Below are 14,778 nucleotides of genomic sequence, written 5' to 3'. Positions count from 1 at the left end.
GTGAGCGAAACCAACGCGATCGACGCCCGACACGTCGAACTGACGTACGCCGACGGGACGGAGGCCGTCGCGGACCTCTCGCTCGAGATTCGGGCGGGCGAGTTCTTCGGCTTCCTCGGCGCGAACGGCGCCGGGAAGACGACGACGATCAAGGTCCTCGCGACGCTCCTGAAGCCGACCGGCGGCTCGGTCGCGGTCAACGGGTACGACGTCGAGTCGGAACCGCGCGCGGTCCGGGAGTCGATCGGCTACATGGCCCAGGAGACGAGCATCGATCCGGGCGAGCGGATCGACGACCTGCTCGAACTCGTGGATCTGGCCGGCGTGGCGAACAAGGTCGCCAAGGACTTCTCCGGCGGGATGAAAAAGCGCCTCGACGCCGCGACCGCGCTGGTCCACGATCCGCCGATCGTCTTCCTCGACGAACCGACGACCGGGCTCGACCCGAAGGCCCGCAACCGGCTGTGGGACTACTTCGAGCGGATCAACGACCGCGGGACGACGGTCTTCCTGACCACGCAGTACTTGGAGGAGGCCGACCAGCTCTGCGACCGGATCGGCGTCATCCGCGACGGGACGATCGTCGCCGACGGCTCGCCGGCCGAACTGAAAGACCGCGTCGGCGGCGCCGTCCTCGAGATCGAACTCGCCGATTCGGACGCGCAGACGCGCGAACGGGCCCGCGAGGTCGCCCTCGAGGCGGACGCCTTCGACGACGCGCCGATCGAGACCGCCGACGACGGACTGAGCGTTCGCTCGACGGCCGCCAGACGGCGCGGCCCGGAACTGCTCGTGGCCCTGAAGGAGGCGGGAATCCCCATCACCGGGTTCAACGTCCGCGATCCGACGCTGGACGACGTCTTTCTCGCGATCACCGGCGAAGGGCTCGACGAAGATGAGGCGGCGACCGAGCCGGGTGGACCCGGGGCGTCGGCCGCGGCCACGGAGGTGGATCGATGAGTATCGACGCCGAGAGCGAGGGCGGGCGGAAGACGGCCGGCAACGGCTTCGTCCGGGACACGTGGATCAACCTGAAACGGTGGCTGATCAAGACCACCCGCAACCCGTTCGTGATGACGGTCTCGCTGCTGAACCCGATCATCTTCCTCGTCCTCTTCACCGAGGTGTTCGGTGGGATCACGGAGGGCGCCATCGCCCAGAGCCTCGGCACGGAGGCCAGCTACGTGACCTTCCTCGTGCCGGCGATCGTGATCCAGACGGCGCTGATCGCCGCGACGACCTCCGGGATCGGTCTCGTCGACGATATCGAGAACGGAATGTTCGAGAAGGTCCTCGTCTCCCCGATGCACCGCGGCGCGATCTTCCTCGGGAAGTCCCTCTCCGAAGTGCTGCGCATCGTCGTCCAGATCGGGATCATCCTCGCGCTCGGCTACGTCCTCCTCTACTTGGACACGGGCGCATCGGTGACCGATTACGTCGAAACCGGCGTTCTCGGTGCGCTCGGAATCGTCGCCGTCGGGATCGTGTTCTCGATCTGGTTCACCGCGCTCTCGAACGTGGTCGCGCTCGTCACCCGCGATCAGGAGTCGACCATCATCGCGGTGAACCTGCTGCAGTTCCCCCTCCTCTTCCTCTCGAGCGCCTTCCTCCCGATCGAGGCGCTTCCCGAGTGGGTCCAGACGATCGCCGCGCTCAACCCGATCACCTACGGCGTCGACGCCGCCCGCGCCCTGATGTTCGGCCAGGACGTCATGACGGTCCTCGAGGTGTCGGCGTTCGGCGGCATGTGGAACACGCTCGTTCCCGCGCTGGCGGTGCTCGGCGCGCTGGACCTCGTCTTAGGGGCCGTCGCCGTCCACTTCCTGAACGGCGCCTCGAGTTCCGACGTGCAGTAGGCGCCGTCGGACGGACTCGAGCGTCGCTCTCCGATTTCACCGGCTGTCGTTCGATCCCCGTCTCAGTTTCGTGCGGCGCGCAAAAGAGACGGGTCTCGGAACGTACTAGCTGCTGTTTCCACTGGACGTGAGCGTCGCAGTGACTGACACAACGAAATTCGAGTCGCTTCGGCTGGCGCGACGGCGCGTCCAATCGCCGTCGCTCGCGCCTCAGACTTGGTTCGCAACGCGAGCCTGCGTCCGGTAGCCGTCGACGCTAGGGCTCGAGTCGGAACCGGGTCGTCGGCGCGCCGTCGAATCGCGGGCCGCGCCCGCGCCGTTCGAACCCGAGCTCCTCGGCGGCGTCTTCGATGGTCTCCGAGTCGGGCGAAACCAGGAGTTCGACGGCCATCGATTCTCGTTTCGCGAAGCGAACCGGTTCGCCGAGGAGTTGCTTGCACGCCTCGCTCGTGCCGTCGAGTTGGGTGACGTGAACGGTGTCCTCGCGGGCGTCGAAACTGATGAATCCCAGCAGGTCCTCCGGATCGGAGCCGTCGAACTGCGAGTCCGACACGTCGGCGTTGGGGTCGTGCGTGCCGTCCTCGGCGACGCGGACGGTTCGGTCGTGAACCAGATTCCGCATCACGTCGGTCGGCGAGTCGGCGATCGACGCCAGCGCGTCCGCGTCGGCCTCGAGTGCGTCCCGTACGTTCATCAACGTGTGGTAATGCCACCCACAAATATAAATCCCGGCTGCGACGGCGGGGCGGTGACCCGCTGTGACCGGCCGCCGTCGGGGACTCTCGTCGGCGCTGACATGTGGACGGTCGATCGCTCGCGGTAAAAACGCGGGCGATGGGACACAGTTATCTGCCCGCTCTGGTAACGGTGTGCCATATGAGCGAAGTTATCGTCACGCGAGCCGCGGACGAGGTGTCAGCATGCGCGTAGTCGCCAAGTTCGGCGGAACGAGCCTCGGCAGCGGGGACCGGATCAACCGCGCCGCCGACTCGGTCGCCGCCGCCGTCGAGGACGGCCACGAGATCGCCGTCGTCGCCAGCGCGATGGGGTCGACTACCGACGACCTGCTCGACGAGATCACGTTCGAGACCGACGAGGAGGACCGCGCCCAGATCGTCAGCATGGGCGAGCGAACCTCGGTGCGGATGCTCAAGGCCGCGCTCTCCGCCCGCGGTATCGACGCGACCTTCCTGGAGCCCGGCAGCGACGACTGGCCGGTCGTCACCGACGAGTACGGCGAGGTCAACGTCGAGGAGACGAAACAGCGCGCCCTCGAGGTCGCCGACGAGATGGACGCGACGGTTCCCGTCATCACCGGCTTCCTCGCCGAGGGGCCCGACGGCTCGATCACGACGCTTGGCCGGGGCGGCAGCGACACCACGGCGGTCATGATGGGCAAGTACATGGACGCCGACGAGGTCGTCATCGTCACCGACGTCGAGGGCGTCATGACCGGCGACCCCCACGTCGTCGAAGGGGCCCGGAACGTCGGCGAGATTTCGGTCGACGAACTGCGGAACCTCTCGTTCCGCGGGGCCGAAGTCGTCGCCCCCTCCGCGCTCTCCTACAAGGACGGCGAACTCGACGTCCGCGTCGTCCACTACCAGCACGGCGACCTGCTCTCCGGCGGGACGAGCATCGAGGGCGAGTTCAAGAACCTCGTCGACCTGCGCGAGCGACCGCTGGCCTGCCTGACCATCGCCGGCCGCGCGATCCGGAACGAACCGGGCATCTTCAACCACCTCTCGGAGGCGCTGGCCGAGAGCGACATCAACGTCGACGCCGTCGCCAGCGGAATGGACACCGTCACCTTCTACATCGACGAGGAGGAGGCCGAACGCGCCGAGAACATCCTCCACCGCGAGGTCATCGCCCGCGACGAACTCTCCTCCGTCACCGTCGACTCACCGGTCGCGGTCGTCCGCGTCACCGGCGGCGAACTCCCCAACCAGCCGGGGATCATCAGCGAGATCGTCAACCCGCTCACCGAGGCGCGGATCCACCTCAACGACATCATCACCAGCGCGACCAGCGTCGCGCTGTTCGTCGACTGGGACGACCGCGAGGAGACCCTCGAGCTGACCCAGGACCTCTTCTAGACGCCGCGAGCGCCTCGAGTCGGGGTCGAACCGATTCCGTCAGTCGATTTTGCGGCGACGTTCTCGCGATCGAGACAGTATTTTAGTCGTCGATTAGCCGCTCGAAATCTCGGTAACGGGGTCGTAACGAAGGTGGATGGGACGGGAGTCACTGCCATGAGCACGGAGCAGACGGACGCGGAGGCGTTCGAAGATATCGACCCCGATCCCGACGCGGTGCTGGCCGAGTTCGGCGTGGACTCGCCCGAGGAACTCGTCGCCGACGGCGGCGCACACGATCCCACCACCGACGACGAAATCAGCGAGGCGCTACGCGCCTCGAGCAGTCAGACGCAGTCCGACGACGATGTCGATGACACGACGGCCGCCGAACTGTTCGCCGACCTCGAGGGTCAGGCCGCCGAGGCTCGAGCGCTCGAAGAACGGGACGACGGCGTAACCGACGCGCCGGGCGAGTCGACCGACGAGGAATCTCCGCCCGAATTCGAGGAGTTCGAGGCGGCTTTCGTCGGTACTCCGTCGGTTACCAGTCGCGAGGACGAGGGACTCGTCGAGTCGACGGCCGCCGAACTCAACGCCGTCGCCGAGCGCGTGTTCGGGTCCGACGAGACGTCCGCCGATGATGCGGGCGACGCGCCGCTCGAGTCCGGAGTGATAACCGAGGCCGAAGCGCCGACCGATGCCGACGAATCGGCTGAGGGGAACGCGGGCGACGGCGGACCGGTGACGGACGCTCGACGCGACGACTCGAGTCCCGACCGGACGCTCACCGTCTCACGGGCGACGAACGGGCTGGAACTCGTCGGTCCCGAGCCGACGACGACGCGAGTCGAGAGCGACGTCTTCGGCTGTGCCGACGCGGACGAGTGCTGATCCGGAATCCCCCTCGGAGACGCCGACGTCGGTCGATCGCGGGCGAATTGAGGCTAGTCACGGGCAAGTCGAAGTCGGTCGCGAGGGGACGTCGCGACGTTCGCCCGTCGATGCGCCGATTCGGTCCGGAACGAACGGTTCGACCCATCGATGAACACGAACTCTCAGCTAGACTGAACACGCGCGACGGCGTCGTGGAGGTATGGTCGCGTACAAGACGAAAGTCGCAGAACGGATCCACCTCCCCTCTCGAGACCGGCGCGAACGAGCGCTGTCCGAGGCGGGGTACAACGTCTTCAATCTCGACGCCGAGGACGTCTTCGTCGACCTCCTGACCGACAGCGGCACCGGTGCGATGAGCGACGCTCAGTGGGCGGCCGTCATGCGCGGCGACGAGTCCTACGCCGGCTCGCGCAGCTTCGACGACCTCGAGTCCGCCGTCCGGGACGTGATGGGCTTCTCGCGCGTCGTCCCGACCCACCAGGGGCGGGGCGCGGAGAACGTCCTCTACGGAACGCTGCTCTCGGAGGGCGACGTCGCGCTCAACAACACCCACTTCGACACGACGCGGGCCCACGTCGCGAACCAGGGCGCCGACCCGGTCGACTGCCCCGTCGAGGGAGCGCGCGACCTCGAGTCGGACGAGCCGTTCAAGGGGAACTTCTCGCTCGAGCGCGCCCGGTCGGTCGTCGACGAGGTGGGCGCCGAGCGCGTGCCGCTGGTAATTCTAACGATCACGAACAATTCGACGGCGGGTCAGCCGGTCTCCGTCGAGAACACGCGACGGGTTCGGGACTTCGCCTCCCAGATCGATGCGACCTTCGTCATCGACGCCTGCCGGTTCGCCGAGAACGCCGGCTTCGTCCGGCGCCGCGAGGACGAGTTCGACGGGGCCGACATCGACGAGATCGCCCGCGAGCAGCTCGGATACGCCGACGCGATCGTCATGAGCGGCAAGAAGGACGGGCTGGCCAACGCCGGCGGCTTCGTCGCGACCGACGACGAGGCGCTGTTCGAGCGGTGCAAGCAGCGCGCGATCCTCTACGAGGGCTTTCCCACGTACGGCGGGATGTCCGGACGGGACGTGGCCGCGCTGGCAGTCGGCCTCCGCGAGGCCGTCGAGGAGGCCTACGTCGCCGACCGCCTCGACGGCGTCCGCGCGTTCGCGGACCTACTCGCGGACGCCGGCGTGCCGATCTACACGCCGCCGGGGGGCCACGCCGTCTACCTCGACGCGGGCGCGGCGCTTCCCCACCTCGATTCCGACGAGTTCCCGGGCCAGGCGCTGGTCTGCGAACTGTACCGAGAAGGCGGCGTCCGCGGGGTCGAACTCGGGAGCTTCGCGTTCCCCGATACGGACCGGCCGGAACTGGTCCGCCTCGCGGTACCGCGTCGCACCTATCACACCGAACACTTCGAACACGTCGCGGAGACCGCCGCGACGGTCATCGAGAAGCGCGAGTCGGTCGCCGGGCTCGAGATCACGTCCGAACCCGACAACCGAGAGTTACGTCACTTCACGGCCGACCTCGAGCCGGTTTCGGCCTCACAGTAGGAATACGGCATCGGTACCCGGAACAGTCCGTAAAGCCCCGTTCAGTGATACAGTTACCGGGGGCAGGACTCTGCTCCTTTGACGTTGTCAAGATTGATCCGCTGAATACGGAGGGCATATGATCTGTCTCCGAGAATACCCGAATATGGAGTTGCCCCCTTTCGAACTGGAACGGTGGCTCGACGAATACGAACCGGACGCTGACCTGATGCTCGCTGAAAGCGGCGTCCGAAGTCTTCCCGCCGACCGGTTCGATCTCGACGCGGGTGAACTCGGCTACGTCATTCCGACCGATGGAGCTCCAGAGTTCCGCGCTGCGATTGCCGAGCGCTACGAACGCGACCCCGAAGAGGTGGTTCTCACGTGTGGAACACAGGAGGCCGACTACCTCACGTTCATGGCGCTCCTGAACGAGGGGGATCACAGCGTCGTCGTCTCACCGACCTATCAGTCACTCGCGAGCGTGCCCGCCGCTATCGGCGACGTGACCGAAGTCCGAACCGAACCCCCGGAATGGGAGCTTTCCGTCGATGCCGTCGCGGAGGCGATGCGTCCAGAGACTCGGGTCGTCGTCCTCACGAACCCGAGCAACCCGACGGGCAAGTACCTCGGACCGGAGACGATGCGAGCGCTGTACGACCTCGCGGCGGAGAACGACGCGTACCTCCTCATCGACGAGGTGTACCGAATGCTGGCCGACGACCCGCACGCCCCGGCCGCGTCGCTCGGGCAGCGAGCGATTTCGACCGCTGGCGTCTCGAAGTCGTACGGTCTTGCCGGCGCGCGTCTCGGCTGGGTTGTCGCAGACGGGGAACTCGCCGACACGGTGCGGAAATGGAAAGACTACACGACGATTTCGCCGCCGATAATCGGGCAACACATCGCTCGACAGGCGCTCGGCGAGCGGGAGGCCGATATTCTCGAGGCGAACCGTGCCCACGCGAAGTCGAACCGAGACCGCGTCGCCGAGTTCGTCGAACGCTACGATCTCGAGTGGTACGAACCGACTGGCGTCAACGGCTTTCCGACGATCCCCGACGGCTTCGAGAACGGAACGGAGTTCTGTCGATCGCTGTTCGAGGCCGAGAGCGTCGTCCTCGCACCCGGCGATGTCTTCGGCTATCCGAACCGGTTCCGAATAGGGTTCGGTCTCCACACCGACGAGCTCGAGGCGGGTCTCGAGCGGGTCGGTCGGCACATCGAAACCCACAGCCGATGACGTTCACCCGGTGTTCAGAATCGATGTATCCGCCGTGTACCCCATACGTCTAACATAAGATGTTATAACTAAGGAGGAGTCTCGTGGTCGATAAGCACACGTACGTAGCGAACGACCCGACCCAGTTTCAGACCCGTGTGAAGAACCCGAGCGACCGCCCGAGACGCCCGCTGAACCCCGAGATCAGCGACTCGAGAGCATTCGCTGAGCCCGATCCTTCAGGCTCGGCTCCGGCTCGGGCTGGCGTCCCAGTCGCTGCTTCGCGAGGCTGCGGACGCCCCGCTGGGCCTGTTCGGAGGTCGCGAGATCGATCGCCCAGTCGGGGACCTGCGATTCGATCTCCCGACGCTTCTCCGCTTTGAGCGTGCTGTACTGTCGCAACGCGAGGCCGACGCCGATGAACATGGCGGCGTCGGTCAGTTCCCTGCGGAACCGGTTTCGGTCGTTGCGGACCGCGACCGCCTTGACCAGCGAGATGAGACCGATCCCGATGTAGAGTTTGGCGTTTCGCGACGGATTGCCGCTGAGTAACCCTTTGATTGCCATGCGGCGGTGGCTACCACGTTCTCTCGGATAAAACTCCGCTGGCAGGCGACGGGTTTAGTCGAAGTCCGTCCCGTGACCGGATTTGACGCCGCGGTGTCGCCGGTCGTCGATCGGTTCGATCGAAAAGCCGAGCCGCTCGTAGAACGGGCGAACGCCGTCGTCGAACCGCGCCGTCAGCCGGCCCTCCCGCGCCACGGCGCGGTCGATCAACGCCGTGCCGATGCCCCGCCCGCGGTGCCGTCGACGAACGCCGATCGCCGAGACGTGCGCCCCCGGCTCCTCGAGAGGTTCGAGCACGACCGTCCCGAGGATCCGTTCCCCGGTCCCCGCCGTCCCGCCGCGCTCGTCGCCGGCGACCAGGACGTTCCCCTCCGCGATCCGGCTCTCGACGTCCCCCGGCTCGAGCATGGCCGCGTCGAGGATGCGCCGGACCTCGAGGGCGTCGTCGCCGGTCGCGGTGCGGACGTACCCGACCGCCTCGTCGGACGCGTCCGCTCTCGTCTCGTCGGGGTCGTCCATTCGTCAGGTCCGTCGGTCGACGGTGGCCAACAACTCGTCGATTTCGGGCCGATCCATGTTGCTCCGGCCGCGGTAGGTCGCGACGACCTCGAGGGCGGCGGGGTCGCGGATATCGAGGACGACGGCGGCGGGCATCCGCCCGACGAGGTCGAAGTGGCGACCGACCGGCCCGAGCCGAACGGGCTGGTCGAAGGCCTCGCCCGCGGTCGTCTCCGGATCCGCACAGAGCGGGAAGGGCAGGTCGTACCGTTCCTGCCACTCTCGGACCCGGTCCCGGGGTTCGGGCACGACCGAGACGACCTGGCAGCCCCGGTCGCGGAACTCCTCGTAGCGGTCGGCGACGGCCCGGACCTGCCGGCGACACTGGCCGGCGTGGTGGTCGCGGTGGAGCAACAGGAGGATCGCGTCGTGGGCCGGCTCGGCGCCGTCGGTCGTCGTCGGATCGGCGGGCGCGACCGGCTCCGTCAGGTCGGTCAGCGAGAGCGGATCCGGGCCGGGACCGACGTTCGGGAAGGTCAGTTCGGGGGAAGATTCGGTCATACGTGGCGTACCGCGGCGGCCGGGAAAGTGACTCGGCTTTCAGCAGTCAGGCGGGCACCGCCGGCGCCGCTGTCCGAACGCGATCGAACCGTTCCCCGACCGTAGCGCGCGCATACGGACCCGCGATGAACGTAGTTCGGGTCACACACTCTTTTCGGACCTGGAGCAACAATTAAGTAGTTATAACCGGAATACGTGCTCAAATGACAACTAATATCGGGATCAGAATAACTAATCTGGTGACGATATCTCATACAGGTGGTTGTTTCGGAACGAATATACCGCACAACAGTCGCCGCCGTGACGAACCGTGAGCATGATCGCAATTCTCGATATCGCGCATCCGGATCTCGCGCTGACACCGACGATCCGAGACCGTCCGGACGCGTCCATCGAGGTCGTCCCCCACTCCACGACGGACCCGGAGACCGGACTGTTCTTCTACCTCGTCGAGGGCGCCGACGAGGCGTTCGAGGACGCCCTCGAGCGAGACCACACGGTGACGGACTGGATGCTCGCGGACAATCTCGGTTCGGCGCGAATCTATCGGCTCCAGCACCCCGATGAGGCCGTCCTCATCTCGCCGTTGACGACCGAACTCGGCGGACTGCTGTTGAACGCGGAGACCACCGGGCGGGGCTGGACGACCCGCGTTCAGCTTCCCGACCGGGAAGCGCTCGCCGACCTCTGGGACTGCTGTGAGACGCGGGACATCTCGTTCGAACTGCGCCGGATGTTTCGGCGCGACGAGTGGACCGGCGAGACGTTCCCGGAGGTAACCGACGAACAGCGCACCGCGCTGGTCCGCGCCCACGAGGAGGGCTACTTCGAGGAACCGCGGGAAATCTCGCTCGAGGAACTCGCCGAACGGCTCGGCATCTCGTCGACGGCCGTCAGCGGGCGCATCCGCCGCGGAACCGGGCGACTCGTGGCGTCGACGCTCCGCGAGGAGTGACTCGCGAGGGCGTCGACGACGTGCTCGAACTCGTCCGCTTCCGAAACCCGAGCGTATCGCGGGAGATTCACACTGTGGCCCGTCCGCCGACGGTGTCGGCGATAGCGGTCGGTACTCTCGTTGCCGACCCCGATTCTTCAAAATAAGTGTGTGACATTAACTAACAACCAAGTGGATGCCCGACGAACCGACCGATAGTATGGTCGCGACAGGAACCCGATACGACGTTATCGTGATCGGCGTCGGCGGGATAGGCAGCGCGACGGCCGCTCACCTCGCCGACCGCGGCTGCGACGTGCTCGGCCTCGAACGCTACGACGTGCCCCATTCGATGGGCTCTTCCCACGGGATCACCCGGATCATTCGACGCGCCTACTACGAGCACCCCTCCTACATTCCGCTCGTCGAACGGGCCTACGAGCTCTGGGACGACCTCGCGGAGGAGACCGGCCGCGACGTGATCCACCGGACGGGATCGATCGACGCCGGCCCTCCGGATAACGTCGTCTTCGAGGGCTCGTTGCGCTCCTGCGAGGAACACGACATTCCCCACGAGGTCCTCACGAGCGCGGCGGTCGCCGAGCGGTTCCCCGGCTACGACCTCCCCGAGGGGTACAAGGCCTTGTACCAGCCCGACGGCGGGTTCGTGGTTCCCGAACAGGCGATCGTCGGCCACGTCGAGACGGCCCAGGCGGCGGGCGCCGAGGTGCGCGCCCGCGAGCGCGTCCTCGAGTGGGAGCCGACGGCGGACGAGGGCGTCCGCGTCGAAACCGATCGCGGGACTTACGAAGCCGAGAACATGGTGCTCGCCGCGGGGGCGTGGAACTACAAGTTTACCGACGTACTCGAGGGGCTCGCGGTCCCCGAGCGGCAGGTACTCGGCTGGTTCCAGCCCGATCGGCCGTCGACGTTCGAACCCGAGAACTTCCCGGTCTGGAACCTCGAGGTCCCCGAAGGCCGCTTCTACGGGCTGCCGATCTACGACGTGCCGGGGTTCAAGATCGGCAAGTACCACCACCGCGACGAGGAGGTCGATCCCGACGACTACGAGAGGGAGCCGAACCGCGAGGACGAGCGGCTCCTCCGCGAAGTCACCGAGAACTACTTCACCGACGCCGCCGGGCCGACGATGCGGCTCGCGACCTGCATGTTCACCAACTCGCCCGACGAGCACTTCATCCTCGATACGCTCCCCGAGCACCCGCAGGTGGTCGTCGGCGCGGGCTTCTCGGGCCACGGCTTCAAGTTCGCCAGCGTCATCGGCGAGATCCTCGCCGACCTCGCGATCGACGGCGACACCGACCACCCGATCGACATGTTCCGACTCGACCGATTCGACGCCTGAGTCGCCCGCAACCGTCCCTCGATTCGCCACCGACGGCGCCGAAACGCTCGAGACGGGTCGCCGATCGGTTCCTCGCTCGAGCCGCAGGCGTCGTCGATCGCGCTCGTCGTTCGCTTTCTCTCGGACGTCGCGATTCGACCACTCTCGGAAACGAGCTTTTCGTTCGGCTTCAGAACTCCTGCGTCGATCCCGTTGACCACTGCGCAGTTTGCGGAGCGTGCGGCGACTACTCGTACACGGGGACGGCCTCACAGTCACAGAACTCGTCGACCGAGTCGGACGCACGCTCGACGGCCGCTCCGACCCGCGGTCGGTCTACCGATCCGCGACCGGCGTTAGCCGCCCTTGATCAGCCGCAACACCGTTACGTGCTCGCTCTCGACGGGCTGGTCCTCCGGAACCGGGCGACCGTCGACGAGGACGCTCACCTCGTGAGGGCTGAGATCGACCTCGCGGAGGAGGTCCTGATAGGTCGGGGTCGGCTCGCCGTCTCCGGTCGCTCCCGACGCCGAGACCGACTCGAGGTCGATCTCGCGGGTCTCCTCGCCCTTGACGTCGACGGTGACGCGCATAGTCGCCGTTACGCGAGCGCGGACTTGAGCGCGTCGCTCTCGCGAGGCCCGTCGCCGCGCCGTCGACCCGGCGGGTATCGAACGTACTCAGTCGGTCGTCGGCCCACTCGGTCCGACGCCGCCGCGCGACTCCCGGTCGCGCTCGCGGGCCGTTCGCCAGTGGCTGAACAGGCCGACGGCGAGCGCGCCGATGCCGAGCAGGAGCACGAGCAGGTTCAGCAGGTCGCCGACGTACGGCACCAGCCCCAGCGCCGCGCCGATGACCAGCCCGACCACCAGCGCGAGCCAGCGGTTTCCGACGCCGACGAGCGAGAGCAGCCACGCGCCGACGGCGAAGCGGCCGTAGACGAGCCCGAGCCAGACGGCGAGGGCGAACAGGAACGCGCCGACGATCGAGAACGGGATGCCGATCACCGTGAGCGCCACCGCGACCAGCAGGACCGGAACGCCGATGAGGACCCCGAGCCCGACCAGTCCGGACCGTCCGGGCGTGCTCGCGGCCCGACTGGCGACCCCGTCCGAGAACCGAGGGAACAGGGCGAGCAACGCCGCCCCGAGCACGAGGTTCAGCGCCAGCGCGTAGGCCGCGAACAGCCACGAGGCGATCGGCTGGATCGTCGGCGCGACGTCGACGCCGACCGACGAATCCTGCTCGATGGTACCGGCGACCGCGTCGGTGTTCCCCTCGAGATCGCCGCCGTAGCGCAGATCGCCCGCGATCGACGCGCCCTCGCCCAGCTGGATCGTCTCGGCGCCGATCTCCGCGTCTCCCTCGAGCGTCCCGTCGACGACGACCGTTCCGGCGCCGATCGAGGTCGTCCCGCCGACGACTCCCTCCTCGGTGATCGTCACGCTCCCGCCGGCGGCTTCGACGTCGCCGTCGACGGTCCCGGCGATCGTCACGCTGCCGCCGACGGCCTCGAGGTCCCCCTCGACGGTTCCGTCGATCCGCACGTCGCCGGCGACGGCGCTGACGTCGCCCGTTACGGTGCCTTCGACGATGACCGTTCCCCCGAACGCCTCGAGGCTGTCGACGGTCTCGCCCTCCTCGACGACGACCGTGCCGCCCGTTCGATCGGCCTGTCCGGCGACGGTGGCCGGGACGGCGCCGGCGACGACGACGGCCGCGAGGGCGATGACGAGCAGCGTTCGCGAGTTACTGTTACCGGACATACAGGATCGTACGACGAGTCTCGAGAAAAATACCCTACGCAACGGTCAGTACGTCGGACTGTCTCCCCGTCGTGATTCCCTGCCGGCGGCCGGGGGACCACCGGGCCGACGCGGACAAGGCAAGATTCACCTTCCGGCCGCACCTTGCGAGCGGTATGAGCGAGGCCGACGCCGAGGCGGCGGAGCCGACACCCGGCAGGACCGAAGTCTGGATCGAGAAGTACCGGCCGGAACGGCTCGACGAGATCAAGGGCCACGAGAACATCATCCCGCGGCTGCAACGCTACGTCGAGCAGGACGACCTCCCCCACCTCATGTTTGCGGGGCCGGCCGGAACGGGGAAAACCACGGCGTCACAGGCCGTCGCGCGCGAAATCTACGGCGACGACTGGCGCGAGAACTTCCTCGAACTCAACGCCTCCGACCAGCGCGGAATCGACGTCGTCCGCGACCGGATCAAGGACTTCGCGCGCTCTTCGTTCGGCGGCTACGATCACCGCATCATCTTCCTGGACGAGGCCGACGCGCTGACCTCCGACGCCCAGTCCGCGCTGCGTCGGACGATGGAGCAGTTCTCGAACAACACGCGCTTCATCCTCTCGTGTAACTACTCGAGTCAGATCATCGACCCCATCCAGTCCCGGTGTGCGGTCTTCCGCTTTACCGAACTCACCGAGGACGCCATCGAGGCCCAGGTCCGCGAAATCGCCGAAAACAGGGGATCAGAGGTCACCGACGACGGCGACGACGCCCTGGTCTACGCGGCCGACGGCGACATGCGATCAACGGCCTCCAGGCCGCGGCCGTGATGGCGAGACCGTCGACGAGGAGACCGTCTTCGCGATCACCGCCACCGCGCCCGAGGAGGTCGAGGAGATGGTCGAACACGCCATCGACGGCGACTTCACCGCCGCCCGCGCCGCCCGTAACTACTCGAGTCAGATCATCGACCCCATCCAGTCCCGGTGTGCGGTCTTCCGCTTTACCGAACTCACCGAGGACGCCATCGAGGCCCAGGTCCGCGAAATCGCCGAAAACGAGGGGATCGAGGTCACCGACGACGGCGTCGACGCCCTGGTCTACGCGGCCGACGGCGACATGCGAAAGGCGATCAACGGCCTCCAGGCCGCGGCCGTGATGGGCGAGACCGTCGACGAGGAGACCGTCTTCGCGATCACCGCCACCGCGCGCCCCGAGGAGGTCGAGGAGATGGTCGAACACGCCATCGACGGCGACTTCACCGCCGCCCGCGCCGCCCTGGAGGACCTGCTGACCGAGCGCGGGCTCGCCGGCGGCGACGTCATCGACCAACTGCACCGCTCGGCCTGGGAGTTCGACATCCCCGAGACGGCGACCGTGCGCCTGCTCGAGCGACTCGGCGAGGTCGACTACCGGATCACCGAGGGCGCGAACGAACGGCTGCAACTCGAGGCGCTGCTGGCGGCGCTGGCCCTCGAGGACGACGCCTGACCGGTCCGCCTTCGCCATCTGCCCTTCGTTTCGACTCGAGGTTGTAACACGCCGTC

General features: G+C 67.2%; 14 protein-coding genes and 2 pseudogenes. 10 read left to right on the top strand and 6 right to left on the bottom strand.

Features of this window, described 5'->3' with window-relative positions; translation table 11 throughout:
- Together HTZ84_RS17405 and HTZ84_RS17400 are read left to right on the top strand one after the other, a co-directional pair.
- Positions 1-960: an ATP-binding cassette domain-containing protein gene (locus HTZ84_RS17405; RefSeq protein ID WP_174681833.1), complete on the top strand. Its 960-nt coding sequence runs from the start codon at positions 1-3 to the stop codon at positions 958-960.
- A complete protein-coding gene (locus HTZ84_RS17400; RefSeq protein WP_174681832.1) occupies positions 957-1,856 on the top strand; it encodes an ABC transporter permease in 900 nt (299 codons plus the stop codon). Before HTZ84_RS17405 ends, HTZ84_RS17400 begins: the two co-directional genes overlap by 4 nt.
- A gap of 256 nt (positions 1,857-2,112) precedes the next feature.
- On the opposite strand, the gene HTZ84_RS17395 is transcribed toward HTZ84_RS17400, so the two are convergent.
- Positions 2,113-2,550, bottom strand: coding sequence for a hypothetical protein (locus HTZ84_RS17395; RefSeq protein ID WP_174681831.1), 438 nt, complete (start codon positions 2,548-2,550; stop codon positions 2,113-2,115).
- A gap of 226 nt (positions 2,551-2,776) precedes the next feature.
- Here HTZ84_RS17395 and HTZ84_RS17390 point away from each other — a divergent pair, with 226 nt between their 5' ends.
- From HTZ84_RS17390 to HTZ84_RS17375, 4 genes are all read left to right on the top strand, one after another.
- On the top strand, positions 2,777-3,955 hold the full coding sequence (locus HTZ84_RS17390) for an aspartate kinase (protein WP_174681830.1): 1,179 nt from the start codon (positions 2,777-2,779) through the stop codon (positions 3,953-3,955).
- A 156-nt stretch (positions 3,956-4,111) separates the two neighbouring features.
- Entirely contained in the window at positions 4,112-4,828 is a 717-nt protein-coding gene (locus tag HTZ84_RS17385; RefSeq protein WP_174681829.1) for a sugar ABC transporter substrate-binding protein, read from the top strand.
- Between the two features lie 202 nt (positions 4,829-5,030).
- A complete protein-coding gene (locus tag HTZ84_RS17380) occupies positions 5,031-6,383 on the top strand; it encodes a tryptophanase (RefSeq protein WP_174681828.1) in 1,353 nt (450 codons plus the stop codon).
- Between the two features lie 145 nt (positions 6,384-6,528).
- The gene (locus HTZ84_RS17375) at positions 6,529-7,602 is read left to right on the top strand and encodes an aminotransferase class I/II-fold pyridoxal phosphate-dependent enzyme (protein ID WP_174681827.1); all 1,074 of its coding nucleotides are present in this window, start codon (positions 6,529-6,531) and stop codon (positions 7,600-7,602) included.
- 183 nt (positions 7,603-7,785) lie between these two features.
- Here the strand turns inward: HTZ84_RS17375 and HTZ84_RS17370 are convergent, their stop codons facing one another.
- The 3 genes from HTZ84_RS17370 to HTZ84_RS17360 are packed head-to-tail and all read right to left on the bottom strand — an operon-like array spanning position 7,786 to position 9,207.
- Positions 7,786-8,148 (bottom strand): hypothetical protein, encoded by a 363-nt coding sequence (locus HTZ84_RS17370; protein WP_174681826.1) that lies wholly within the window; start codon positions 8,146-8,148, stop codon positions 7,786-7,788.
- 54 nt (positions 8,149-8,202) lie between these two features.
- Positions 8,203-8,667, bottom strand: coding sequence for a GNAT family N-acetyltransferase (locus tag HTZ84_RS17365; RefSeq protein ID WP_174681825.1), 465 nt, complete (start codon positions 8,665-8,667; stop codon positions 8,203-8,205).
- A 3-nt stretch (positions 8,668-8,670) separates the two neighbouring features.
- Positions 8,671-9,207 carry a peroxiredoxin family protein gene (locus tag HTZ84_RS17360; protein ID WP_174681824.1) on the bottom strand — a complete coding sequence of 179 codons (537 nt, stop codon included), beginning with the start codon at positions 9,205-9,207 and terminating at the stop codon, positions 8,671-8,673.
- A 316-nt stretch (positions 9,208-9,523) separates the two neighbouring features.
- Here HTZ84_RS17360 and HTZ84_RS17355 point away from each other — a divergent pair, with 316 nt between their 5' ends.
- Positions 9,524-10,162: a helix-turn-helix domain-containing protein gene (locus HTZ84_RS17355; RefSeq protein ID WP_174682616.1), complete on the top strand. Its 639-nt coding sequence runs from the start codon at positions 9,524-9,526 to the stop codon at positions 10,160-10,162.
- A gap of 199 nt (positions 10,163-10,361) precedes the next feature.
- The gene (gene solA, locus HTZ84_RS17350; RefSeq protein ID WP_174681823.1) at positions 10,362-11,507 is read left to right on the top strand and encodes an N-methyl-L-tryptophan oxidase; all 1,146 of its coding nucleotides are present in this window, start codon (positions 10,362-10,364) and stop codon (positions 11,505-11,507) included.
- A 335-nt stretch (positions 11,508-11,842) separates the two neighbouring features.
- On the opposite strand, the gene samp2 is transcribed toward solA, so the two are convergent.
- Together samp2 and HTZ84_RS17340 are read right to left on the bottom strand one after the other, a co-directional pair.
- Positions 11,843-12,079, bottom strand: coding sequence for a ubiquitin-like small modifier protein SAMP2 (gene samp2 / locus HTZ84_RS17345; RefSeq protein WP_174681822.1), 237 nt, complete (start codon positions 12,077-12,079; stop codon positions 11,843-11,845).
- Between the two features lie 87 nt (positions 12,080-12,166).
- On the bottom strand, positions 12,167-13,252 hold the full coding sequence (locus HTZ84_RS17340; protein WP_174681821.1) for a polymer-forming cytoskeletal protein: 1,086 nt from the start codon (positions 13,250-13,252) through the stop codon (positions 12,167-12,169).
- Between the two features lie 155 nt (positions 13,253-13,407).
- Between HTZ84_RS17340 and HTZ84_RS17335 the strand changes: the two are divergent.
- Together HTZ84_RS17335 and rfc are read left to right on the top strand one after the other, a co-directional pair.
- A pseudogene (locus tag HTZ84_RS17335) lies at positions 13,408-14,176 on the top strand (replication factor C small subunit); the annotation flags it as partial.
- 3 nt (positions 14,177-14,179) lie between these two features.
- A pseudogene (rfc, locus tag HTZ84_RS17330) lies at positions 14,180-14,722 on the top strand (replication factor C small subunit); the annotation flags it as partial.
- Positions 14,723-14,778 lie beyond the last annotated feature (56 nt).

Origin of the sequence: Haloterrigena gelatinilytica (assembly GCF_013342145.1) — an archaeon.
Classification (GTDB): Archaea; Halobacteriota; Halobacteria; order Halobacteriales; family Natrialbaceae; genus Haloterrigena; species Haloterrigena gelatinilytica.
The sequence above is the reverse complement of the archived record's forward strand: the minus strand, read 5'-3'. Positions and strand labels throughout refer to the sequence as shown.

Coding starts and splice junctions, on each gene's coding strand:
- HTZ84_RS17400 (WP_174681832.1), top strand. CDS start 957: ATGAGTATCGACGCCGAGAGCGAGGGCGGGCGGAAGACGGCCGGCAAC.
- HTZ84_RS17395 (WP_174681831.1), bottom strand. CDS start 2,550: ATGAACGTACGGGACGCACTCGAGGCCGACGCGGACGCGCTGGCGTCG.
- HTZ84_RS17390 (WP_174681830.1), top strand. CDS start 2,777: ATGCGCGTAGTCGCCAAGTTCGGCGGAACGAGCCTCGGCAGCGGGGAC.
- HTZ84_RS17385 (WP_174681829.1), top strand. CDS start 4,112: ATGAGCACGGAGCAGACGGACGCGGAGGCGTTCGAAGATATCGACCCC.
- HTZ84_RS17380 (WP_174681828.1), top strand. CDS start 5,031: ATGGTCGCGTACAAGACGAAAGTCGCAGAACGGATCCACCTCCCCTCT.
- HTZ84_RS17375 (WP_174681827.1), top strand. CDS start 6,529: ATGGAGTTGCCCCCTTTCGAACTGGAACGGTGGCTCGACGAATACGAA.
- HTZ84_RS17370 (WP_174681826.1), bottom strand. CDS start 8,148: ATGGCAATCAAAGGGTTACTCAGCGGCAATCCGTCGCGAAACGCCAAA.
- HTZ84_RS17365 (WP_174681825.1), bottom strand. CDS start 8,667: ATGGACGACCCCGACGAGACGAGAGCGGACGCGTCCGACGAGGCGGTC.
- HTZ84_RS17360 (WP_174681824.1), bottom strand. CDS start 9,207: ATGACCGAATCTTCCCCCGAACTGACCTTCCCGAACGTCGGTCCCGGC.
- HTZ84_RS17355 (WP_174682616.1), top strand. CDS start 9,524: ATGATCGCAATTCTCGATATCGCGCATCCGGATCTCGCGCTGACACCG.
- solA (WP_174681823.1), top strand. CDS start 10,362: ATGGTCGCGACAGGAACCCGATACGACGTTATCGTGATCGGCGTCGGC.
- samp2 (WP_174681822.1), bottom strand. CDS start 12,079: ATGCGCGTCACCGTCGACGTCAAGGGCGAGGAGACCCGCGAGATCGAC.
- HTZ84_RS17340 (WP_174681821.1), bottom strand. CDS start 13,252: ATGTCCGGTAACAGTAACTCGCGAACGCTGCTCGTCATCGCCCTCGCG.